We start from the raw sequence: 24,543 nt of genomic DNA, 5'->3' as shown, positions 1-24,543 counted from the left end.
GGGATGTAGTACTCGGATGGATGGAGTTCGTCGTGCTGTTCGGGGTCGAATTCGTCGCAGGTCGAGTCATCCGCTCTTCGTCCAGCTGCTGACCGCCACGGTCGAGTCCGCGGCCGATTCGATAGCGATCTCCTATGATCCCACCGGCGAACCGGGCGATCGGCGCGAACTCACCTACACCGAACTGGACCAGGCCTCCTCGCGGCTGGCGCGGGAACTGATCGACCGTGGCGTCGGCCCCGGTGACATCGTCGCCGTCGGCTTCACCCGTTCGATCGAGTCGGTGCTCGCCGTCTGGGCCATCGCCAAGACCGGGGCGGCCTACGTGCCGGTCGACCCCGCCCTGCCCGAGGAACGCGTCGCCTATCTCGTCGCCGACTCCCGCGCCGTGCTCGGCCTCACCGCGTCCGCGCATCGCCCGCGGCTCGGCGACGGCGTCGAATGGCTCGAGCTCGACGATCCAGAGCACCGGGAGCGGATCGCGGCGCGGGCCGCGCATCCGATCTCCTACGTCGATCGGGTCCGCGCGCTGACCGAACAGCATCCGGCCTACGTCATCTACACCTCCGGTTCGACCGGTCGCCCGAAGGGCGTCGTCGTGACGCACGCCGGTCTGGCGAGCCTCGTCACCGCCGTGCGGGAGCGCTACGCGGTGGACGCCGGTGCGCGGGTCCTGCACGTGTGCTCGCCGAACTTCGACGTCTCGGTGCTCGAGCTGCTGCTCGCCTTCGGCGCAGGCGCGACGCTGGTGGTGTCGCCACCGACGGTGTTCGGCGGCGCCGAGCTCGCCGACCTGCTCCGCCGCGAGCGCGTCACCCACCTGCTGATCACGCCCGCCGCGCTGGAGTCGGTCGATCCGGCCGGGCTCGACGCGCTGCGTGTGGTGGTCGTCGCCGGTGACGCGTTCGGTCCCGCGCTGGTCGAGCGATGGGCGGTCCCCGGTCGGTCGTTCTACAACGGCTACGGCCCCACCGAGGCCACCATCCTCGCGACCGGCAGCACGGAACTGGAACCCGGCCATCCGATCACCATCGGCTCCGCCCTGCCAGGCGTCGGTGCGGTGGTGCTGGACGCGCGGTTGCGTCCGGTGCCGCCCGAAGTGACCGGCGAGCTGTACCTGTCCGGCCCCGCGCTGGCGCAGGGCTACCTCGGGCGTGCGGCGCTCACGGCGGAACGATTCGTGGCCAGCCCGTTCGGCGGGGAAGCGGGCGCGCGCATGTATCGCACCGGCGACCTGGTGCGCCGCACCGCGGACGGCGACTTCGAATACCTCGGCCGCACCGATTTCCAGGTGAAGATCCGCGGCTTCCGCATCGAACTCGGTGAGATCGATGCCGCGCTCACCGCCCACCCCGATGTCGACTACGCCGCGACGCTCGGCAAGGTCGCGCCCTCGGGCGCCACGGTGCTGGTCTCCTATGTCCTTGCCAGGGAAGGTGTTTCGCTGGACGCTGGCGAGCTGTCCCGGTTCGCCGGAGCCGCGCTGCCCGGCCACATGGTGCCGTCGGCGTTCGTGGCGCTCGACGCGATTCCCTTGACCGCCAACGGAAAACTGGATCGGCAGGCGTTGCCCGAGCCGGTGTTCGAGGCGGCGGGGTCGCGTGCCCCGCAGGGGGAGGTGGAATCCCGGATCGCCGAACTGTTCGCGCAGGTGCTCGGCGTGCGGAGGGTCGGGGCGGAGGATTCGTTCTTCGCCGCGGGCGGCGACAGCATTCTGTCCATTCAGCTGGTGTCGCGGGCCAGGGCGGCCGGCATCTCCTTCACCCCGCAAGACGTGTTCGAGCACCGCACCGTCGCCGGGCTGGCGCGCGTCGCGGTGATCGGCGCCGAGTCCGCACCGAAGCTCGCCGAGTTGCCGGGCGGCGGGGTCGGCGAGATTCCGCTGACGCCGGTGCTGGCCGCCTACTTGGCCGGTGGCAGGTCGTTCGGCCGATTCACCCAGCACATGGTGCTCGCGCTCCCCGAGCACATCGACCGCGCGGGCCTGGTGGCCACACTCGCCGCTGTACTCGACCACCACGACATCCTGCGCGCCCAGGTTCGGGCCGTCGACGGGCAATGGCGGCTGCGCACCCTCCCCGTGGGAGCGGTGGACGCGGACTCCCTGATCACCCGCGTCGACGTACCCGCGGGACTCGGCCTCGAAGAGTTGTGCGAAACCGCAAGCACCGCAATGGATTCCGCCCTGGACATGCTCGATCCGGCGGCCGCGCGGATGCTCGCCTGCACCTGGCTGTCCCGCCCGGACGGCCGTGACGCGCTGATCGTCGCCGCGCACCACTATGTGATCGACGGCGTCTCGTGGCGAATCCTGATCGCGGATCTGGTGGCCGCGTGGGCGCAACACGATGGCGACCACCGGATCACCCTGCCCGCCGTCGGCACGTCGTTCCGGCGATGGGCGCACGGCCTGGTCGAGGCGGCCGCGGATCGCGTCGGCGAATTGTCCTACTGGCAGCGAACTCTCGCCGTCGCCGATCCGCCGCTGGGTGCGCGGGCGCTGGATCCGGCCCTCGACACATCGGATACGGTGCGGCGCTTCACGATTGCTGTGCCCGCGAACGTCACCCACGCGGTGCTGACCGAACTGCCGACGGTGTACCGGGCCGGGGTCAACGACGGTCTGCTCGCGGCGTTGGCGCTGGCGACGCGCGCCTGGCGCGCGAACCGGGGCGTCGACGCCGCCGCGACCAGGGTGCGGCTCGAGGGTCACGGCCGCGAGGAGGCCACCGTCGCGGGCGCCGATCTGACCCGCACCGTCGGCTGGTTCACCACCATGTACCCGGTGGCGCTCGACCTGTCCGGCATCGACCCCGAGGCCGCCTGGCACGGCGGCCAGGAAACCGCGGCGCTGCTCAAGGCGGTGAAGGAGCAGCTACTCGCGGTGCAGGACAAGGGCATCGGCTTCGGCATGCTCCGGTACCTGAACCCCGGCACCGGGGCCGAACTCGACGGTGCGCTCGGCCAGATCGGCTTCAACTATCTCGGCCGGATCTCCACGGGTGACGTCCCGGAGGCGCTGACCGGTGGGAGCTGGCTGCCGACCGACGACTGGGGTGCTCCGGAGGCCGCGCAGGATGCGGCTATGCCCGCCGCCGCGGTGGTGGACATCAACGCGCTCGTCACCGACACCGACGCGGGCGCGCAGCTGACCGCGTCCTTCGCCTACGCGTCCGAGATCCTCGACGCGGATGCCGTCCGGGAGCTGGCCGAACGCTGGGTGGCCGCACTCACCGTCCTCGCCGGGCACCTGCGTGATTCGTCCGCGGGCGGCCTGACCCCGGCCGACGTCCCGCTGGTGCGGGTCACCCAGGCGGAGCTCGACACCTGGGGGCGGGAGCGGCCGGGGCTGGTCGACGTGCTGCCGCTCTCGCCGCTACAGCTCGGATTGCTGTTCCTCACCCAGATGTCGGCGACCGCGGACCCCTATCTGCTTCAGCTGGCGGTGGAACTGTCCGGCGACATCGATCTCGATCGCCTCCGGCGGGCGGCACAAGCCGTGCTGGATCGACACCCCATCCTGCGGTCCGCGTTCGGCTCCTCGGCCGCGGGCGACCCGGTCCAGTTCGTCTGCGAGCGACTGGAGGTGCCTTGGCGGGTCGTCGACACGCCGGACACCGATCCGGCGGTGTTCTTCGCCGCCGAGCAGCGCCTCGGATTCGATCCGGCGCGGGCGCCGCTGGTGCGATTCACGGTGTACCGCGGCGATTTCGGGCGCACGCACTTGGTGTTGACCGCGCATCACATCCTGCTCGACGGCTGGTCGATGCCGTTGCTCATGAAGGATCTGCTGATTTCCTATGCCGCGGACGGCTTTTCGTCGCCGCTGCCGGGGATTCGGCCGTATCGTGACTATCTCGCGTGGCTGGCGCGCTACGACCGGGACGCCGTGCTGCGCACGTGGAGCCGGGCGCTGGACGGGCTGACACCGACCAGGCTCGCCGCCTCCGTCGCGCCGCCCGTCCATCCCGCTGAGGGCTACGGCACGTGTGCCGCCGACCTGTCGCGGGACGAGACCGCGGCCTTGTCGGCATTCGCCGCGGCGGCGGAGGTCACCGTGAACACGGTGGTTCAGGCGGCGTGGGGCCTGGTGCTCGCGGCGTGCGCCGGACGCGACGACGTGGTCTTCGGCGCGGTGGTGTCCGGTCGGCCGCCGCAGCTCGACGGCGTCGACGACATGGTCGGCCTGTTCGCGAACACCGTTCCGGTCCGGGTCCGCTTCGAGGAAGGCACCTCGCTGCGGCAGCTGCTGACTCGCCTTCAGGCCGAACAGGTTTCGCTGCTCGACGGTCATCACGTCGGACTGGCCGATATCCAGCGTGCGGCCGGTGCCGGCGAGTTGTTCGATTCGCTGCTGGCCTACGAGTCGTATCCCGTCGACGCCGACGGCCTGCGACAGGCCTACGGGACGATCGACGGCCTGGAGATCGTCGACCTGCAAGCGGTCAACTTCACCCACTACCCGGTGGCGGTCCAGGTCGACATGGGCGCCGAACTGCGGCTGCAAGTGCAGCACCGGTGCGACACCATCACCGCCGAGACCGCGCGCGCCCTCACGGACCGGCTGCGAACGCTGATCGGCGAATTCGTCGCGGCGCCGGAACGCACGGCGAGGGAAGCGCTCGCGCTGCTCGATGGAAACAACGATCTGATCGCGCAGACGCGGTTCTGGCGCGACGCGCTCGCCGGGCTGCCGGACGAGCTGAACCTACCCGTCGATCGCCCGAGGCCCCCGGCATCCGTCACCGCGCACGGCCGGGTCGACTTCGAGATCGACGCCGACCTGCACCGACGACTACAACAGGCCGCGCGGACGGCGGACGCGACCGTGTTCACCGTCGTCCACGCGGCATTCGCGGTCCTGCTGGCCCGACTATCGGGCGCGGACGACATCGCGATCGGCACGCCGGTCTCCGATGGATCGGGCAACACACTTGTTCTGCGCACCCGGGTGCCGGGTGACCTCCTCTTCGACGACTTGCTAGCCCAGGCGAAAGACGTCGCGCTACAAGCCTTCTCGCGACCCGACCTGCCGATCGACGGCCTAGCGGCGTTGCTCGACCGTCCGACCGAACGTCTTCCTCTGGTGCGGACGACGTTCTCGGTGGAAGACCGGGCTCCCTTCACGGTCGAGCCCTCCGGCGAGGCACCTTCCTCGAAACAAGACCTGTCCCTGCACATTCGAGAGCACTCGGCAGGCATCGCCGCGAATCTCACCTTCTCGCAAGCGCTGTTCGACCAGAGCACCGTCCAGGTATTCGCCGAGCGCTTCCTCCGGCTGCTGGCGGCCGCCGTGCACCGACCGGAGATTCCCGTCGGCGACCTCCCGCTGCTCGATACGCACGAGCAAGCGCTGCTGACCCGCGTCGCCGATGACGACGCCATGGCGACCGGCCTCCTGCCCGACCTGTTGACCAGCGGCGTCGCACTGGGCCGCGACCGCGTCGCGGTGCGCGACCGGAACCGTTCGATCGGCTACGGCGAACTCGACGAGCGCACTTCGCGATTGGCGCGCATGCTGATCCACCGCGGCGTCGGCCCCGAGCGATCGGTCGCCGTCGCCCTCCCGCGCTCCGCCGACATGGTGGCCGCGGTGCTGGCCGTCACCAAAGCCGGTGGCGCGCATGTGCCGATCGACCCGGTCTACCCCGTGGAGCGGGTGCGGCACATGGTGTCCGACTCCGGCGCGGTACTCGGCATCACCAGCGCCGAGTACGCGGATCGGCTGCCCGGCGGCGTGGACTGGCTGGTGCTCGACGACCCGGCGACCGAGCGGGAATGCGCCGCCCAGTCGCCCGGCCCGGTGACGGACGCGGATCGCCTCGCGCCCCTGCGCATGCGACACCCCGCGTACGTCATCTACACATCCGGTTCGACGGGTGTGCCCAAGGGCGTCACCGTGACCCACGCCGGCTTGGGCGGCCTCCTGGACGAAACGGTGAAACACTACCGGCTGGAGCCGCACCACCGGTTCCTGCACATCTGCTCGCCGTGCTTCGACCCGTCGGTGCTCGAGTGGCTGTGCGCGTTCTCCGTGGGCGCGACGCTGGTCGTCGTGCCGCCCGGCGTGGCGGGCGGGGCCGAGCTCGGCGACCTGTTGCGCGACGAGGCGGTCACGCACACGATCATCACCCCGGCGGTTCTCGGCACGGTGGACCCGGCTGGGCTGGACGCGCTGGCGGTGGTGGCCGTCGGCGGCGACGTGACGACCCCGGAGCTGCTGGCGAAATGGCAGCCGGGCAGGCGCTATCTCAACGCCTACGGCCCGACCGAGACGACCATCGCCGCCTCGTTCGCGGAACTGTCCGCCGGACAGCCCATTACGATCGGCGCGCCGGTGCACGGCATGTCGGCGCTGGTCTTGGACGCGCGGCTGAACCCGGTGCCGCCGGGTGTCGCGGGGGAGCTGTATCTCGCGGGCGGCGGCGTGGCCCGCGGCTACCGCAACCGGGCCGGCTTGACCGCCGAGCGCTTCCTCCCCAACCCGTGGGGCGGGCCTGGCGCGCGGATGTACCGCACCGGCGACGTGGTGCGCCTGCGCCCAGCATCCGCCTGCACCGCCGCAGGATCGCACTCGGCGGCTTGGGATCTCGACTACGTGGGGCGTGCCGATACGCAGGTCAAGGTGCGTGGCTTCCGCATCGAGCTCGGCGAGATCGACGCGGTACTCGCCGGGCACAACGACGCCGACTTCGCGGTCACGATCGGACGGACGATGGCGTCGGGATCGACGGCGCTCGTGTCGTACGTGCTCGCCGCGCCGGGCCGCACGGTGGATCCGGCGCTGCTCACCGAGCACGCCGCGAAGATTCTGCCGTCGCACATGGTGCCCTCGGCGATCGTCGTCCTCGACGAACTCCCGTTGACCACCAACGGCAAACTGGATCGAAAGGCGTTGCCGGAGCCGGTCTTCGAGACAGCGCCGACTCGTGCGCCGCTCGGCCCCCTCGAATCGCGCCTCGCCGAGCTGTTCGCGCAGGTGCTCGGTGTCCAGTCGGTCGGGGTCGACGACTCGTTCTTCGCGGTCGGCGGCGACAGCATCATGTCGATCCAGCTGGTGTCGCGGGCGAAGGGCGCCGGAATCGTCTTCACGGCGCGCGACGTGTTCGAACACAAAACGGTGGCGGGACTGGCGCGCGTCGCGACGGTCGGCGCGGACGCGCCGCCGACGGTGCTGGCGGAGTTGCCCGGCGGCGGTGTCGGGGAGGTACCGCTGACACCGGTGCTGGCCGAATTCCTCGCCAACGGTTCCTGCGATCGTTTCGCCCAGACCACCGTGCTCGCGCTGCCCGATGGCATCGACCGTGCCGGTGTCGTCGAAACGATCGCCGCGGTACTCGACCGGCACGAGGTGCTGCGTTCCCGGGTGTGGCAGGACGACGGCCGGTGGCGGTTCGAAACGCTGACGCGCGACGCGGTCGATGCCGACGCACTGGTGATCGAGATCGACGCGACTGCCGTGGCCGGCTCGGAGTTGACCCGAACAGGCAGTGCGGCAATGGCTTCGGCGCTGGCCGCCTTGGATCCGGCCGCCGCCGAGATGATCGCCTTCGCGTGGGTACGTAGGACAGGCGCGCGCGACGTGCTTGCCGTGGCGGCACACCACTACGTCATCGACGGGGTGTCCTGGCGCATCCTGATTCCCGATCTGGCGCTGGCCTGGGCGCAGCGCGCGGCGGGGCAGCGGATCGCGCTGCCCGCGGTCGGCACCTCGTTCCGGCGCTGGGCGCACGGCTTGGCCGAGGCAGCCGCTGGCCGGGCCGCCGAAGCCGGTTACTGGCAGCGGGTGCTGGCCACGCCGGATCCGCTGCTCGGCGCGCGCACCGTCGACTGCGCGATCGACACCGAGCCGACCATGCGATCGATCACCGTGCGGGTGCCGGTCGAGGTCACCGAGGCCATGCTGACCACGCTTCCCGCGCTGTATCGCGGCGGCGTCAACGACGGGCTGCTCGCCGCGCTGGCGCTGGCCGTGCGCGCTTGGCGGGCGCGGCGCGGTGTCGACGCACCGACGACCCGAATCCGGCTCGAAGGCCACGGACGCGAGGAAACCGTCGTTCCCGGAGCCGATCTCACGCGCACCCTCGGCTGGTTCACCAGCATCTACCCCGTCGCTATCGACCTGTCCGGCATCGACACCGCGCAGGCGCTCACCGACGGCGCGGTGCTCGCCGCCGTCATGAAGACGGTCAAGGAACAACTGCTCGCGGTGCCGGACAAGGGCATCGGCTTCGGCATGCTGCGCCACCTCGAGCCCGGTACCGCCGGTCGCCTCACCGGCGAAATCGGGCAGATCGGCTTCAACTACCTCGGCCGCGCCTCGGCGGGCGGCGCCGCCGACCAGACCGACGGAAGCTGGTTGCCGACAGCCGATCTCGGCGAGCTCGAGATCGAATACGACCCCGCCCTGCCCGCAGGGGCGGTGATCGATATCAACGCGATCGTCGCCGACACCGCGATCGGTCCGCGGATGGAGGCGAGCTTCCGCTACGCGAGCGGAATCCTCGACGAAGCGGCGGTGCGCGAACTCGCCGACGACTGGACCGCCGCGCTGGCCGCCGTCGCCGAGCACGTGCGGCACCCGGCCGCGGGCGGTCTCACGCCCTCGGACGTGCCGCTGGCGCGGGTCTCCCAGGCCGAACTGGACCGCTGGCGGCGAACGTATCCGGGCCTGTCGGATGTGCTGCCGCTCTCGCCGCTGCAATCCTCGCTGCTGGTGCTGATCGAACTGCTCGCAGGCTCGGTCGACGCCTACATCATCCAGTTGGCGGCCGAGCTGACCGGCGAGCTGGATACGAACCGGCTGCGCAGGGCGGCCCAGGCCATCCTGGACCGGCACGCGAACCTGCGTTCGGCCTTCGTCGCCACGGCCGACGGGACGCCGGTGCAGCTGGTGGTGGACGGCATCGAGATGCCGTGGCGGATCGTCGACGGCGTCGCCGATGCCGACCTGCCCGGCCTGCTGGCCGCCGAACAGCGCACCGAATTCGATCCGGCGGTCGCGCCGCTGCTGCGATTCACGGTGTACACCACCGATTCCGGCCGCAGCCACCTGGTGCTGACCGGCCACCACATCCTGCTCGACGGCTGGTCGATGCCGCTGCTGATGAAGGAGCTGCTCGTCCTGTACGCGACCGGCGGCGACGTGTCGCCGCTGCCGCCGGTCCGCCCCTACCGCGACTACCTGCGGTGGTTGTCGCAACAGGATCGCGCGGCCGCGGAGCGGGCCTGGTCGAAGGTGCTCGCCGGCGCTACAGCGACCATGCTTGCCCCCGAGCTGACCTGGCCCGCGGCCTCGGGCGGCGGATTCGGTCTCTGCGAATTCGAGCTGTCCGCCGCGCAGACCGCCGAGCTGACCGGGTACGCGGCCGCGGCCGAAGTGACCGCCAACACGGTGATCCAGGCCGCGTGGGGCCTGGTCGTCGCGGCGGGCACCGGACGCGACGATGTCGTCTTCGGCGCGACCATCTCCGGCAGACCCGCGCAGCTCGACGGCATCGGCGAGATGATCGGCCTGTTCGTGGACGCGATCCCGGTCCGCGTCCGGTTCGATCAGGGCACGACCATCCGTTCCGTGATCGACGGGGTGCAGGCCGAGCAGGTGTCGCTGCTGGATCACCACCATCTCGGACTCGGCGCCATCCAGCGCGTCGCGGGGCAGGGCGAACTGTTCGACACGATGCTGGTCTTCGAGTCGTACCCGGTCGACGTGGAGGGCCTGCGGCAAGCGAGCGGCGCACTCGACGGGGTGCGGGTGGACGGACTGAGCGGGGCCGACTACACCCACTACCCGATCACCGTGCTGGTCTTCCTCGGTAGCCGCACGCTGGTGCAACTGAAGTATCGGCGCGACGTCGTCTCCGACACCACGGCGCAGGCCGTCGCCGACCGGCTGCGTCGCGTGGTCGGCGACCTGGTCGACGCACCCGAGCGCCGCGCGGCCGAGACCGCGCTGCTGCTCGACGTCGAATCGGACGACGCGATCACCCGCTCGCGGTACTGGCGCACCGCGTTGGCGGGCTTGCCCGAACTCGAGCTGCCCGCGAGTGGGTCGCGGACCGCGCCGGGTTCGAATGATCGTGGGCGAGTGGACTTCTCGGTGCCCGACGGGACACACCGCGGTCTGCGCCTGCTCGCGGACACGGAAGGCGTGACCTGGTCGGCGATCGTGCGCACGGCATTGGCGGTGCTGCTGGCACGGCTGTCGGGCGTCGACGACATCGCCATCGGATCGCCCGTGCGCGACGGCCGGTGCGCCGAGGTGGTGCTGCGCACCAAGGTGGATCGGCGCGCGCGTTTCGTCGACCTCCTGCCCGACGCGCACCGGGTCGAGCTGGAAGGCTTCGCGCACTCCGGTATTCCGTTCGACGAACTGGTCGATCTGCTCGGCGTGCGGCGGTCGCAGGCCACGCATCCGCTGTTCCAGGTGGCGTTGTCGTTCCACGGACCCGCGGAAGCGGTGGGGGATCTCGGCATCGCGCTCACCGACGATCCCACCGGCCTACGCGGCGAGATGTGCTATGCCCGTGATCTTTTCGGCGACTTCGAAGCGGACGCGTTCGCGCAGCGGTTCGTTCGAGTGCTGACGGCTCTCGCGAGCCGTCCGGAGCTGCCGGTCGGCGATCTTCCGCTGCTGGCCGCGGACGAGTACGAGCGGTTGACCCGGATGGGTGGCGGTTGTCCGGCCGCCGTCGGCACGCTGCCGGAACTGCTGGTCCGTGGCGTCCGCTTCGGACGGGACCGGATTGCTGTGCGCGACGCGGGGCGGGCCTACACCTACGGTGAACTCGACGAGTCGTCCTCGCGATTGGCGCGCGTCCTGATCGAGCGCGGCGTGGCACCGGAAACCGTGGTGGCGCTGGCGATGCGGCGCTCGTACGAGATGGTCGTCGCGGTGTGGGCGGTCGCCAAGGCCGGTGGCGCGTACCTGCCGGTCGATCCGACCTATCCGGCGGAGCGGGTCCGCTACATGGTCGCCGATTCCGGTGCGGCGATGGGCATCACCGTGGCGGACGAGGCGGCCCGGCTGTCCGGCGCCGTGGACTGGCTCGTGCTCGACGATCCCGCTGTGCTCGCTTGCTGCGCCGCGAAATCCGCTGCGGCCGTGAGCGACACGGACCGGCGTGCGCCGCTGCGCATGTCGCATCCGGCGTATGTGATCTACACGTCGGGCTCGACGGGTCTGCCCAAGGGCGTCGCCGTCACCCACGCCGGGCTCGGCGGACTGGTCGGCCACACGGTCGACATGCTGCGGCTGGCACCGGAACACCGGATGCTGCACGTCTGTTCGCCGAGTTTCGACCAGTCGGTGGAGGAGCTGTCCAGCGCCTTCTACAGCGGTGCCACGCTGGTGATCGCGCCGCCGGACACCGTCGGTGGCGCGGAACTGCACGAACTGCTGCGCGCCGAGCGGGTGACGCACACGATCATCACGCCCGCGCTGCTCGGCACCGTCGACCCGGCCGGGCTGGACGACCTGGCCGTGGTATCCGCAGGCGGCGAGGCCACCACCCCCGAGCTGCTGGCCAGGTGGCAGCCGGGCCGCCGCTTCATCAACGGCTACGGACCCACCGAGGCGACGATCGGCGCTACTTACACGACTCTGACTGCCGGACAACGCGTCACGATCGGCCGCCCGGTCCCGGGCATCGAAGCGATGGTCCTCGACGAGCGACTGCATCCGGTACCGGTGGGTGTCGCGGGCGAGCTCTATCTGGCGGGACCGGCGCTCGCGCGCGGCTATCACGGACGCGCCTGCGCGACGGCGGAACGCTTCGTCGCACATCCGTGGATGTCCGGCGAGCGGATGTACCGGACCGGCGACCTGGTCCGCTGGGCGCCCGCCGAATCGAGCGGGTGGGAGCTGGAGTGCCTGGGCCGCACCGACTTCCAGGTGAAGATCCGCGGCTTCCGCATCGAACTCGGCGAGATCGACGCGGTGCTCGCCGGGCACCCGGGGGTCGAGTACGCGGTCACGGTCGGACGCGAGAATTCCAGCGGAGCAACGGTTCTGATCTCGTACGTGACGGGCCGCGACCTCGATTCCGACCTGCTGGCGCGATGGGCCGCGCGGATGCTGCCGTCGCACATGGTGCCCGCGGCGGTCGTCGTGCTCGACGAGGTGCCGCTGACCGCGGTCGGCAAGCTCGACCGAAACGCCCTTCCGGAACCGGAGTTCGCGGCCCGCGCCTACCGGGAACCGGCAACGGTCCTGGAACGGACAGTGGCCTCGGTCTTCGCCGAGGTGCTCGGCGTCGACCGGGTCGGCGCGGACGACAACTTCTTCGAGCTGGGCGGCAACTCGCTGCTGGCTACCAGGGTGACCGCCCGCCTCGGCGCTGCGGTGGACGCCAGGGTTCCGGTGCGACTGCTTTTCGCCGCACCCACCGTCGCCGGATGCGCGCGCGAGGTGGCGAAGCTGACCGGCGCAGGAGGTCGCCCCGCCTTGGTTGCGGGCCAACGGCCGGAACGCATTCCGCTGTCGCCCGCGCAGCAGCGGATGTGGTTCCTCAACAGGTTCGACACCGGGTCGGCCGCCTACAACATTCCGGTCGCGATCCGCCTGACCGGCGAGCTCGACGTCGACGCGCTGCGGTGGGCATTCACCGATCTCGTCGCGCGACACGAGATCCTGCGCACGGTTTATCCGCAGCTCGAAGACGGACCGGTGCAGGTCGTGCTGCCGGCCGCACATCCCGATGCGCCGTCGCTGCGGGTCCGCCCCGTGGCCGATGTCGAATCCGCTGTGGCGGAGCTGCTTTCGACGGTCTTCGACGTCACCGTCGAAGTGCCGGTGCGCGCCGTGCTCTTCCACGCCGGTGACCGCGAATTCGTCCTGGCCATGGTCGTCCACCACATCTCCGGCGACGGCTTCTCGGGCGGCCCGCTGACCCGCGATCTGGCCGCCGCCTACGCGGCCCGTGCGCTGGGACAGGCGCCGCGGTGGACGCCGCTGGCGGTGCAGTACGCGGACTACGCGCTGTGGCAGCGCGCGTTGCTCGGCCGCGAGGACGAGCCGGGGTCGCCCGCGGCCGAGCAGATCGCCTACTGGCGGCAGGCGCTCGCCGACCTGCCTGATCAGCTGGAGCTGCCGAGGGATCGGCCGCGACCGGCCGTGCAGTCCTTCGCGGGCGGACGCGTGCCGCTGCGCATCGAGCCGGAAACCCACGCGGCGCTCGCGGAGCTGGCGCGGGCGCGGGGCGCGACGCTGTTCATGGTCGTGCACACCGCGCTGGCGGTGCTGCTGGCCCGGCTGTCGGGCACCGACGACATCGCGATCGGCACTCCGGTGGCGGGTCGCGGCGAAGCGGTGCTGGACGATCTGATCGGCATGTTCGTCAACACGCTGGTGTTCCGCACCCGGGTGGATCCGGACGCGAGCTTCACGGAGTTGCTCGAGCGCCAGCGCGACACCGACCTCCAGGCCTTCGCCCACGCCGACGTGCCGTTCGAGCGGCTCGTCGAGGTGCTGAACCCGGCGCGGTCCACCGCCCGCCATCCGCTGTTCCAGGTGGGTCTGTCGTTCCAGAATCTGGCCGAGGTCCGTATGGAACTGCCGGGCTTGACGGTCGCCGCGTGGGAAACGGATCGGCGGCTTTCGCAGTTCGATCTGCACGTCATCGTGGCGGACGGCTACGACGAGCAGGGCGCGCCGACAGGTATCGGCGGCTTCTTCACCTACGCGGCGGACCTGTTCGACGAGGCGACGGTGCGGGGTTTCGCCGACCGGTTCGCCCGGCTGCTGGACGCGGTGGTCGCGGATGCCACAACGCCGGTCGGTGCGATCGATCTGCTCGCGCTCCCGGAACGCGCGCGGATTCTCACGGCCTGGAACGACACCGCCCATCAGCTGAACACGAGCGCCACCTTGGCGTCACTGCTGGACGCGTCCGTTGCCGCCGCCCCGGACGCGGTGGCGCTGATTACCGCCGACGGTGCGCGTTCGAGCTACGCGGAACTGGACGCGCGCGTCAATCGGCTTGCGCGGCATCTGATTTCGCTGGGTGTCGGCCCGGAATCGCGGGTGGCGCTTGCCATCCGGCGTTCGGTGGACCTGGTCGTCGCGATGTACGCGGTGACCAAAGCGGGCGGCGCGTACGTGCCGGTGGATCCGGATCAGCCCGCGCGGCGCTCGGAGTACATCCTGGCGACGGCGGCCCCGGTCTGCGTGCTGACCGATGCCGACGCGGATTTCGCCACGTCCGTGGTGCCGGTGGTGCGACTGGATCGGGTGGATTTGTCGGCGATGGATGCTTCGGCGATCACGGACGCGGAGCGCATCGCGCCGTTGCGCGCCGAACACGCGGCGTATGTGATCTTCACATCCGGTTCCACCGGGCGTCCGAAGGGCGTCGCGGTGTCCCACGGTGCGATCGTGAATCAGTTGCGCTGGAAGGCCGCCGAATTCGGGCTGACCGCCGACGACGCGGTGCTGTTGAAGACGGCGGCCACGTTCGACCTGTCGGTGTGGGAGTTCTGGTCGGCGGCGACGTGCGGTGGCCGATTGGTGATCGCCGCACCCGATGGTCACCGAGACCCGGCGCACCTGAACGCGCTCATGGCGCGCGAGGGCGTGACCACGCTGCACACGGTGCCGTCCATGCTGGACGCCCTGCTGACCGGCCGGTTGCCGGATTCGCTGCGCCGGGTGCTCGCCATCGGCGAGACCTTGCCCGCCGCACTGGCGCGCCGGTTCGCCGCCGCCGCGCCGGAAACCGCACTGTTCAACGTGTACGGCCCGACCGAGGCGGCGGTGTCGATAACCAGCCACGCCGTGCGTCCGACCGACGAGACGGGAGTGCCGATCGGCGCTCCGGTCTGGAACAGCCGGGTATACGTGCTGGATTCGCGGTTGCGGCCGGTGCCGGTCGGTGTGCCGGGCGAGCTCTATGTGGCGGGTGCGCAGTTGGCCCGCGGATACTTCGGCCGGGTCGACTTGACGGCGGAGCGATTCGTCGCGAACCCCTTCGAGCCGGGTGCGCGGATGTACCGCACCAGCGACCTCGTCGCGTGGAATGCGATGGGGGAGTTGGAGTATCGGGGCCGCACCGACTTCCAGGTGAAGATCCGCGGCTTCCGCATCGAGCTGGGGGAGATCGACGCGGTGCTCACCGAGCACGCGGACGTGGACTTCGCGGTCACCGTCGGCCGGGAGAATCCCGCCGGGGCAACGGTTCTCGTGTCGTACGTGGTGGCAGGTCCAGGCCGGGACATCGATCCGGATCGGCTGACCGAATGGGCGGCGCGAACCCTGCCCGCGCACATGGTGCCCACGGCGATCGTCGTCCTCGACGACGTGCCGTTGACCTCGGTGGGCAAACTCGACCGCGCGGCGCTGCCCGCACCGGAATTCGCCGCCCGTGCCTATCGCGCACCGTCGACGGCGCTCGAGACCACCGTCTGCGAGGTGTTCGCGGCCGTGCTGGGCCGCGATCGAATCGGACTGGACGACAACTTCTTCGAGCTGGGCGGCAACTCGCTGATCGCGACCGCGCTGACCGCGCGGCTGGGCGAGGCGGTCGGCACGACGATCCCGGTGATGTGGGTGTTCACCGCGCCCACTCCGGCCGGCATCGTCGCGGAGCTGCGAGCGGGCGGCGCGGACAGCACGGCCTTCGATATGTTGCTGCCGTTGCGAGCCTCCGGGACCGCCGAGCCGCTGTTCTGCGTCCACCCGATCGGCGGCATCGCCTGGTCGTTCGCCGGACTCGCCGCGCACCTCGACGCGGACCGGCCCCTCTACGGCCTCCAGTCGCCCGCCCTGAATTCCGCGGAACCCCTGCCGGATTCGATCGAGGACTGGGCACGGCTCTATGTCGAGCAGATCCGCGCCGTGCAACCGGAAGGGCCGTATCACCTGCTCGGCTGGTCGCTCGGCGGCGTGCTGGCGCACGCCATGGCCGTCCAGCTCCGGAACGAGGGCGAGCGGGTGGCGCTGCTCGGCATGCTGGACAGCCATTTGCGCATGGACTCGGATCTCTCCGTCGCGGTGCCGCTGCCGGAATTGCTCGGCGGACTGCTCGGCGATCGAGCCGCGGAATTCGACCTGGACGACACCGTGGACCTGCCCGGGCTGGCGCAGCGGTTGAGCGCACTCCCCGAACCGTTCGCCTCGTTCGGGGCCGCTCGGATCGAAAGGGTCGTGGACGCGGCGGGTGTGTCGGCTGCCCTCGTCGCGCACTATCGCCCGCGGCCGTTCGACGGCGATCTCGTGTATTTCACTGCCGCCCAGGACGATTCGACCGGCTCTGCGGGCGCGTCGACCTGGACCGCGACGATCACCGGTGCCGTGCACAACCACGCGGTGGACGCCACCCACTGGCGCATGACCACCGACACGGCGCTGCGACGGATCGCGGACGCACTGCGCGCCTGGTTGTGACGATCGGCGGGATCGGCAGGGGCTCGTCACCCAGCTGCCGATCCCGCCGCCCACGGTCTATCGCCCGGCCTTCAGCGCCGCGCCGCGCGCACGCAGGTCGTCGGCCAGCTGCTTGCCCTGCGCCCGCGCCTCGGACCGCACCTGCGCGATCTCCTGCTTGGTCGGCCGAACGAAACCCTCGGCCTCCTCGACGCGCAGACCGGCCCGCGCCCGGGCCGCCTCCGCGGCGGACATCCGCTGATCGGCCTTCACACGGGCGGTCTCCATGCGGGCGGCGACCAGGTCCGAAAGGTTGTTGTGCGACATCGTTCTTCTCCTCGTGTTGGCGCCGGAGTCGTTGTTTCCGGCTGACAAGAAAGACAATGACCGCCACCGCTGACAGCGCACTGACAGACCGCCGACAGCCCCGCCGACTCAGTAGTCGCAGAGCTCGATCCAGCGATTGTTCTTGGTGTTGTCCTTGAACCACAGGCCCGCGCCCGAGATGTAGGGCACCGCGACGTCGTAGCGGCCCTCGCGGTAGACGACGTGCTGGTGGTCCCAGGTGACCCGGGGCGACTTGCTGTCCACGTCGTCGAGGAATCCGTAGAAGTAGAAGTAGCGGTATTCGCGGTCGATATCGCCGTCGTCGAACTCGACCTCGAGATCGGTGTCGGCCTCGAACCACCCGTACCCCGCCAAGTCGCCCTTGCACTTACCCTGCACCCGATACGTCTTCGCCTGCGCCGCACCGGCAACGGTGACCACGACGGCGGTGAACACGGCCAGCACGCACAGCAGTTTCTTCACGATGGACCTCCCCAGATTGCTTCGGCGCCATCGACGTTAGGGGTCGGACCCGAGCAAACGCTGAAGAAGTTCTTGCAATGTCGCCGAGTGCGATCGCTGTGGGAACCGACACACACACGCGTCATCGAGTAACGCTCGGTAGCTGTGTATTTGATATATCCATCGCCGCGGTCGACCCGCTCCAGCGATCGGAGACAACGACAATGTCAGTCATACCAAGAACTTTCGGCCAACGCGGACCAACCTTCTTTCGTGCGCCGACGCGACTCGCCGTCGTGCTCGCTTCGGCGCTGGCGCTCGCGGCTGTGCCGGTGATCGCGTCGGCCGAGGCGCCGTCGTCCCCCGGCGCGGTAGTCGCGACCGAACCGCTCCCGGAACCACAGCGTCTTCCCGGAGCAGCGGCATCGACGAAAGTCACCTACTGGACCGCTGATTCGCGCGAGCGGCCGCGGCTCAGCTCCGGGGCGGTCTTCGTCCCCGAGGGCACGCCTCCGCCCGGCGGCTGGCCGACGATCTCCTGGGGCCACGGCTCCAACGGACTGGGCGACCAGTGCGCGCCCACCGTCCTGGGACGGCCCGCGCCGGAGTCGGCCTATCTCGCCGGTCTGCTGGCCGACGGCTTCGCGGTGGTCGCGAGCGACTACATCGGGCTCGGCACCGAGGGCCTGCCGAACTACCTCGACAGTGGCGGGGAAGCGCACGCCGTGATCGACATCGTGCGTGCGGCGCGCGAGCTCTATCCCTCGATCGGCCCGATCTGGCTGGCGCAAGGGCATTCGCAGGGCGCGCACGCGGCGTTGAACGCAGCGCCGCGTGCGAAGAGCTACGCGCCCGAACTCGACTACCGCGGCACGGTCGCCACCAGTGCGCCGCCCCAGATCGACGCGGTCGTCGGTCTCATCGGCCATGACATGCCGCCGATCCCTGCTCCCACCTCGCTTTTCGTAATGGCCATCGCCGGATTCCGCGACCTGCGACCCGACCTCGACGTCGACGGTCACCTCACCGAACTCGGGCGCAGCACCGTCGCGCTCGCCGAAACCCTGTGCAGCCCAGAGCTCGACGAGCGGATCTCGCACCTCGCGATCAGCGACCTCGTCTCACGACCCCTCGGCGAGCTGACCGCACCGTTCCAGGACTACCTGCGGCTGCCGGTAGCGGGCTATCACGGCCCGCTGTTCCTCGGGCACGGAACGCACGACGAGATCCTGCCGTATCCGCTGGTCTTCACCCTGCTCACCGGTCTGCTGATCAACGGTGTATCGGTCGACTTCCACAGCTACGACGCCGGTCACGACAGCATCATCCCGATAGCCGCCCCCGACGTGCGCGCGTTTCTCGCCGCCGCCGTGGACTAGCCGAAGTCGCGCGCCGGAAGGGCTCAGCGCTCGGTCGCGGCCCGCGCGACGGCGCGGAAAGCGCGTTGCTTCAGACGCCGACGCGCCCGCACGAGCAAGGGCGCTTCCGGCAGTGGTGCCGCAGTGCCGAATCGGGGAAACAGCGCGGCCGCGTTCGTACGCTCGATGCCGCGGCGGGCGGTCACGTCGAGGTGCGGGTATTCGTGGAGCCCGGCGTTGAAGTAGTGCACCGCGGGTTCGGGCGCGAACGGCCAATCGCTGCCGTACAGCACGTGCCCGGGCTCGGCGAAGGCGAGCAGGCTCGGCAGTGCTGCGGCGCTCGCGGACAGCGCGGTGTCGAAGTAGAAGCTCGCGAAGTCGTCGAGGACGTCGACGAGGCTGGCGCCGGTCTGGTTGACGATGCTCGACGCCATGCGGTGGGCGGCGTACGGGACGAAGCCGCCCGCGTGGCCGAGGATGAATCGAATGCCGGGGTAGCGGCGGCGGATTCCATTGCGTACCAACAGATACGATGCGCGGGTCGTGTCGAGCAGGAAGTCCGCGGCGAAGGGCGGGATGCCCGGCACGGTCTCGGCGGGCAGGTCGGCGGGATGGACGAGGACCACTGCCGAGCGGTCGTCCAGGACGCGGAACAGCTCGTCCTGTCCCTCGGCCCCGAGATAGGTCCCCCGTGCATTGCCCAGGAGAACGACACCGTCGGCCGCCAGGTCGTCCAGCGCGCGCCGGGCCTCGGCGGCGGCCGCGGCCACATCGGGCATCGGCAGTGTGGCGAAGAAGCCGAATCGTTCGGGACGCTCGGCGGTGAGCTCGGCGGCGTAGTCGTTGACCGCGCGGGCGAGCTCCACCGCCTCGGCGGTATCGGCCAGGAACGCGGTACCGGGAGTCGACACCGAGAGCACCGCCGACGCGATGCCCGCCTCCGCCATCAACCCGAGCGCCGCCTCCGGAGTCCATTCGGGCAGTTCACGCCCGCCGGGCGCCTCGATGCCGTGCGCTCGCAACGCGTCGAGGTAGACGGGCGGGATCAAGTGTTGATGCACGTCGATGCGGTTGCTCGACACGTCGGTTCCTTCCTGCACGGCCGGCGAGCGGGGTGACGTGGCGCCTGCGCGAGTCCGTGACACTGGCTGGCACCGGGACTGCGGCAGTCCGACATGGTCCAGGTCACACCGCCCCTCTTTGTGAGGATATCATCAATAGCGATGAATCTCTAGATTCATGATGAAAGAATCAATGACTTCGCGATTGCTCTGGTCCGGCCTTCGCGGCGACGCGAAATTTCCAGGCCGGAGCTGCACTCCCGCGGTCGCGGGTCGGAGCCGATCGAGCCCGGCTGTTGACAGGTTCACAGCAAGCTACGCACTGGTCCGCAAGGCGCGTGAAATCGCCGATACCGCAGGAATTCAGGACAATGTCTTCGCGACTGCGGATCGCCACGAACATCAGGCAGCTCCCGCCCCCTCCGCCCGAAGGCCGACAGCAATGAGTCTTTACGAGAACGACATCCTGGAATTCGCCACCGAGTGGGCCCCCTACGGCGGCAACGACGAAGAGGCCTACGTCCGATTCGGTCTCACCCCAGGAGAGTTCCACAGACGTCTGATACGCCTGCTCGCTTCTCCCGCGGCACGAGCGCTCGGCAATGCGACCATCGCCAAACTGCGCGAGCAATGCGTCGATCGGTTGAGCCGACCCGCCACGGGCCCTACCTGATCGGCGGGACCGCGCCCGCGACCAGGCGTCCGCTGATCACGGCCTGCCGCGCACCGCGATCCCGATCGCCGCGAGGACACCCAGCGCGCCGAGCGCGAGGCCGAGCGAGCCCAGCCAGCGCGCGGTCGTGTCCTTAGACGATTCGGCCTCCGAGGCGGTCGCCTGGATATCGCCGTGATCGTGCGCGGCCGCCGACTGCCCATCGTGCAGCGTCAACGACGGCGCGGGGTACTCCGGCTCGCCGTCCCCGGGATTCTGATCCCAGCGCACGACTTGCCCGTCGGCGTAGGTCTGTACCGCGGGCATGATCATTTCTCCCGTGTCGGGCAGGCCGTTGGCCAGGACCGAGAACTGTCCGAACTGCCCCGCCGCGATGCCGGTGCCGGGGTCGGCGGTCCAGGTGACAGTGGTGATGTCGCGGCCGGAGTCCTTGTTCACCATGGCTTTCCATCCCGGCACCGTCTCGGTATCGACCGTCGTGACACCGGAGATCTCCACTCCCAACCCGACGGTCGGGCTGCCGCTGGCCGATTCGTTCGGTACCCGGAAGACCAGGACCGCCGATCCGCCCTTGGAGGCGTCCTCCGCCGACACCGTGACATGGGCGAATGCCGTACCGGTAGCCCCGGCGACGGCGAGCGCGGCCGCCGCGGCCACCACCGCGCTACGCGTGAACGTCGAACCGCTCATCGATCAGACCTCTCCTTCGGATACGAGGAAACGAACACAACCGATGCGCATCGACGATAGGCCATCACGGCGTTCTACCTGCGAATATCGCGTCCATATACCCGCGGGGCGCGAATCCTTCCGGCAGCGTCTTCCGCACGGGGCTCGGACGCGCGGGTGGCCGCTGCGATTGCCTCGATTCGGCCGAAACCTGTGTACTGTCCCAGCCGAGATCCGCATCGATGTCCTGTCAGGCGTCGATCGTCGTAATTCGACGTCCGCGTTCGTGCATTCCATTCGTTCGGCAGACCTACACGTTTTTTCTGGAAACGGAGGCGTTGTGGACTGGGAGTCGTGGCAGCACAGTTGGGACCGGCAGCAGGAGCTGTATCTCCCCGAACGCGAGGAGCGGTTCCGGGTGATGATGGATGTGGTGGCGGCCGCGGTGGGACCGACGCCGCACGTGCTGGATCTGGCGTGCGGGACGGGCACCATCAGCCGTCGGCTCTTCGAGCGAATGCCGCGCGCGAGGTCGGTCGCCGTCGACGTGGATCCGACGATGCTGGCGATCGCTCGCGGATCGTTCGACGGTGATTCGCGGATCACGTTCCTGACGGCTGACCTGGCCGATCCCGGCTGGATGGAATCGTTGCCGATCGAGCCGTTCGATGCCGTGCTCACCGCGACGTCGCTGCACTGGATGAAGAGCGAACCGGTGATACGGCTCTACGCCGATCTGGCGAAACTGGTTCGACCGGGTGGAGTGTTCCTCAACGCCGATCACATGCCCGATCCGGAGACCCCGATTCTCAACGCCATCGACGAGGTCATCCAGAACGCATACCAGGACCGGGCCCGCGCCGATGGTGCGCTGGATTGGGAGCAGTGGTGGGCGACGGTGGCCCGCGACCCGGGCCTGGCTCGGGAACACGCGGGCAGCCGAGCGATCTTCGACCGGCACGGCGGCGGCGAGGAACATCCGATCGGCTGGCACTGCCTGCGGTTGAAAGAAGCCGGTTTCCTGGAGACGGGCGTGACGTGGCGGTCGATCAACGACGCGATGGTCGTCGCGATCAGGTGAGGTGCGACGGGCCGATGGCTCAGCCATGGGTCCGTCGCCGTGCGCACCGCTACGTACGGGGTACCCTCCGCCGCAACCCCAGCACCAACGCCAACCCGGCACCCACCAGCAGCGCGGCGACCGCGAAAGTCCAGTGCGTTCCCCGCGCTATTTCGGCCGGTGTGCCCGTGGTGACGTCCCGCGTCCCCGCGGCGTGCGCGAAGACCGCGCCCATGACCGAAGCGCCGGTCATCAGCCCCAGGTTCCGGGAGAGGTTCAGCATCCCGGATACCAACCCACGTTGTTGGGCGGCAACGTCTTTCATGATCGCGGTGTTATTCGCCGCTTGGAATGTCGCGTAGCTTGCGGTGCAGAGGACCAATGGCAGGACGTAGCCGAGGACGCCCGCCGCTACGGGCATCACCGACAGCGTCAGCGCGCCGCCGATGATGCCGACGAGCCCGACGATCACCATGGTCCCCGATCCGAAGCGGTCGGTGACGCGCCCCGCCGGGACACCGGTGAGCGCCGACACCGCCGGTCCCGCCGACATCACCAGCCCCACCGCGGCAGGCCCGAGCCCCAGTGCCCCGGCAAGGTGGAACGGGCCGACGACCAGGGTCGTCATCATGACGGCCGAGACCACGGTGCTCGTCGTCAACCCGACGGCGAGCACCGGATCGCGCAACATGCCGAGGGTCACCAGCGGGAACGCGACCTTGCTCTCGGTGACAGCGAACAGCACCGAGCCCGCAGCGGCGACGCCGAGCAAACCATGGGAGAGCGGCCCGAAGGACTCGACGGTCATGGCGAGCGCATAAGCGCCCAGCGTCACGGCCAGCAGGACCGTGCCCAGCGTGTCGAAGCGCCGTACCGTCGACCCGGCCGCGGTGTCGGCCGATATCCGGAGGGTGAGCGCCAACGCCAGCACGCCGATCGGTACGACAGCCAAAAAGAGTGCCCGCCAACCGAATATCGCGATCAGTGCACCGCCGAGGGAAGGTCCGAGCGCCGTCCCGACGGCCGACATCGTGCCAAGCAACCCCATCGCGCTACCCGTGCGGTGTTCGGGCACGACCGCGCCGACGGACGCCATCGTCAGCGCCATCATGCAAGCAGCGCCGACCCCTTGCAGCGCCCGTGCGGCGATCAGGAGGAAAAGATTCGGGGCGAGACCGCACAGCAGCGTTGCGACGGTGAACACGGCGATGCCGATCACCAGAAGGCGATGCCTGCCGACCAGATCACCGAGCCGGCCGACCCCGACGATCAGCGTCGTGATGGCCAGCAGGTAGGCGATCACGATCCACTGCACCTCGTGGAAAGACGCGCCCAGCGCCACTGCCATCGACGGCAGACCCACGTTGGCGATGCTGATGCTCAGCGAAGGCAACAGCATGGAGAGCGAGAGTGCGGTGAGCACCCAGGCCGGTGAGCGATGGCTGGCTGGCTCGTACTCGACGCCGGAAGGCGTCGCTGATCTGGACATGAAGGTCTTCCTCCTGGCCTCGACGGTGTGCATCGAACGTAAATTCCGTTCGGACCTGGCGGAAGACGCAAAGAAGTAAAGACAATTGTGCATCAGACGCCATGTGTGCGCGCCGCTGTGCGATCCTGTCCGCATGGCCCGACCCGACCTGAACTTGCTCGTCACCCTGGACGTCCTGCTGGAGGAGGGCAGCGTGACGCGGGCCGGCGAACGGCTCGCGCTGAGTCCGTCCGCGATGAGTCGCGCGCTCGCTCGGCTGCGGCGCGCCACCGGCGACCCATTACTCGTTCGCGCGGGACGAGGTCTGGTGCCGACGCCGCGCGCCGTCGAGTTACGCGAGCGCGTGCGCGGGCTCGTTCAGGAGGCCGAAGCGGTGCTGCGGCCGGTCGAGACACTCGATTTGGCAACGCTGCAAAGAACTTTCGCGCTGCGCGGCAGCGACGGATTCGTAGAGAGATTCGGGCCCGCGCTTGTCGCCGAAGTCGCCGCCGCTGCGCCGGGCGTGCGATTGCGGTTCTTGCAGAAGACCAAAAAGGACACCGCCCCTTTGCGCGAGGGCGTCGTCGACCTGGAAACCGGTGTCGTCGAACACGCGCTGCCGCCCGACGTGCTCAGCAAGCCACTGTTCACCGACCGCTTCATCGGCGTGGTTCGCGACGGGCATCCCCTCGACACCGGCGAGATGAGCGCCGCACGGTACGCCGCGGCCCGGCACGTGCACGTCTCTCGTCGCGGACTGACCGCCGGACTGGTGGACGAGGCACTGCAACCGACCGGCCACCACCGCGACATCGTGACGGTCGTGGACGGCTTCGGTGCGGCGCTGGCGCTGGCGCGAGCCACCGATCTCGTCGCCACGGTCCCGCGGCGGCACACGGCGAACCTCCGCCAGGGGCTGCGCTCCTTCGAATTACCTTTCCGCGCACCGGAAGTGACGATCTCACTGCTGTGGCACGTCCGGCTGGACGCGGACCAGGCGCACCGATGGCTGCGTGATCGTGTGTCGGCGGTGTGCCGCTTCGACGACGAGGGCTGATCACCGCGCACTACCTTCACCGCTCGGATGCTGAATTGTTGCTGGCTC

10 protein-coding genes are annotated in these 24,543 nt (G+C 69.7%); 5 read left to right on the top strand and 5 right to left on the bottom strand.

Translation table 11 applies throughout. The features are described from left to right. The first annotated feature begins 16 nt into the window (after nucleotides 1-16). Complete coding sequence (locus tag AB0H50_RS21400) at nucleotides 17-16,381, top strand: amino acid adenylation domain-containing protein (protein WP_357455198.1); 16,365 nt, start codon at nucleotides 17-19, stop codon at nucleotides 16,379-16,381. 57 nt (nucleotides 16,382-16,438) lie between these two features. Here the strand turns inward: AB0H50_RS21400 and AB0H50_RS21395 are convergent, their stop codons facing one another. Then, on the bottom strand, nucleotides 16,439-16,687 hold the full coding sequence (locus tag AB0H50_RS21395; protein WP_357455195.1) for a hypothetical protein: 249 nt from the start codon (nucleotides 16,685-16,687) through the stop codon (nucleotides 16,439-16,441). A gap of 108 nt (nucleotides 16,688-16,795) precedes the next feature. Then, nucleotides 16,796-17,170, bottom strand: a complete 375-nt coding sequence (locus tag AB0H50_RS21390) for a hypothetical protein (protein ID WP_357455192.1) — start codon at nucleotides 17,168-17,170, stop codon at nucleotides 16,796-16,798. Nucleotides 17,171-17,445: 275 nt separating this feature from the next. On the opposite strand from AB0H50_RS21390, the gene AB0H50_RS21385 reads away from it, so the two are divergent. Further along, nucleotides 17,446-18,528, top strand: a complete 1,083-nt coding sequence (locus tag AB0H50_RS21385) for a lipase family protein (RefSeq protein ID WP_357455189.1) — start codon at nucleotides 17,446-17,448, stop codon at nucleotides 18,526-18,528. 23 nt (nucleotides 18,529-18,551) lie between these two features. Here the strand turns inward: AB0H50_RS21385 and AB0H50_RS21380 are convergent, their stop codons facing one another. After that, nucleotides 18,552-19,589, bottom strand: a complete 1,038-nt coding sequence (locus AB0H50_RS21380; protein ID WP_357455187.1) for an amidohydrolase family protein — start codon at nucleotides 19,587-19,589, stop codon at nucleotides 18,552-18,554. Between the two features lie 421 nt (nucleotides 19,590-20,010). Between AB0H50_RS21380 and AB0H50_RS21375 the strand changes: the two genes are divergently transcribed. After that, nucleotides 20,011-20,241: a DUF3263 domain-containing protein gene (locus tag AB0H50_RS21375; RefSeq protein WP_357455184.1), complete on the top strand. Its 231-nt coding sequence runs from the start codon at nucleotides 20,011-20,013 to the stop codon at nucleotides 20,239-20,241. Between the two features lie 36 nt (nucleotides 20,242-20,277). Here the strand turns inward: AB0H50_RS21375 and AB0H50_RS21370 are convergent, their stop codons facing one another. Continuing rightward, nucleotides 20,278-20,931, bottom strand: coding sequence for a YcnI family protein (locus AB0H50_RS21370; RefSeq protein ID WP_357455181.1), 654 nt, complete (start codon nucleotides 20,929-20,931; stop codon nucleotides 20,278-20,280). A gap of 319 nt (nucleotides 20,932-21,250) precedes the next feature. Between AB0H50_RS21370 and AB0H50_RS21365 the strand changes: the two genes are divergently transcribed. Then, nucleotides 21,251-21,991: a class I SAM-dependent methyltransferase gene (locus AB0H50_RS21365; protein WP_357455178.1), complete on the top strand. Its 741-nt coding sequence runs from the start codon at nucleotides 21,251-21,253 to the stop codon at nucleotides 21,989-21,991. Between the two features lie 49 nt (nucleotides 21,992-22,040). Here AB0H50_RS21365 and AB0H50_RS21360 read toward each other — a convergent pair whose 3' ends face one another. After that, nucleotides 22,041-23,459, bottom strand: coding sequence for an MFS transporter (locus tag AB0H50_RS21360; RefSeq protein ID WP_357455175.1), 1,419 nt, complete (start codon nucleotides 23,457-23,459; stop codon nucleotides 22,041-22,043). A 133-nt stretch (nucleotides 23,460-23,592) separates the two neighbouring features. On the opposite strand from AB0H50_RS21360, the gene AB0H50_RS21355 reads away from it, so the two are divergent. Beyond that, on the top strand, nucleotides 23,593-24,495 hold the full coding sequence (locus AB0H50_RS21355) for a LysR family transcriptional regulator (protein ID WP_357455172.1): 903 nt from the start codon (nucleotides 23,593-23,595) through the stop codon (nucleotides 24,493-24,495). The last annotated feature ends 48 nt before the right edge of the window (nucleotides 24,496-24,543 follow it).

It is taken from the genome of Nocardia sp. NPDC050793, from assembly GCF_040654065.1.
Classification (GTDB): domain Bacteria; phylum Actinomycetota; class Actinomycetes; order Mycobacteriales; family Mycobacteriaceae; genus Nocardia.
The sequence above is the reverse complement of the archived record's forward strand: the minus strand, read 5'-3'. Positions and strand labels throughout refer to the sequence as shown.

Excerpts from the sequence above, each read along its gene's own strand:
- AB0H50_RS21360 (WP_357455175.1), bottom strand. The coding sequence starts at position 23,459 with ATGTCCAGATCAGCGACGCCTTCCGGCGTCGAGTACGAGCCAGCCAGC.
- AB0H50_RS21355 (WP_357455172.1), top strand. The coding sequence starts at position 23,593 with ATGGCCCGACCCGACCTGAACTTGCTCGTCACCCTGGACGTCCTGCTG.
- AB0H50_RS21395 (WP_357455195.1), bottom strand. The coding sequence starts at position 16,687 with ATGTCGCACAACAACCTTTCGGACCTGGTCGCCGCCCGCATGGAGACC.
- AB0H50_RS21370 (WP_357455181.1), bottom strand. The coding sequence starts at position 20,931 with ATGAGCGGTTCGACGTTCACGCGTAGCGCGGTGGTGGCCGCGGCGGCC.
- AB0H50_RS21375 (WP_357455184.1), top strand. The coding sequence starts at position 20,011 with ATGAGTCTTTACGAGAACGACATCCTGGAATTCGCCACCGAGTGGGCC.
- AB0H50_RS21400 (WP_357455198.1), top strand. The coding sequence starts at position 17 with ATGGATGGAGTTCGTCGTGCTGTTCGGGGTCGAATTCGTCGCAGGTCG.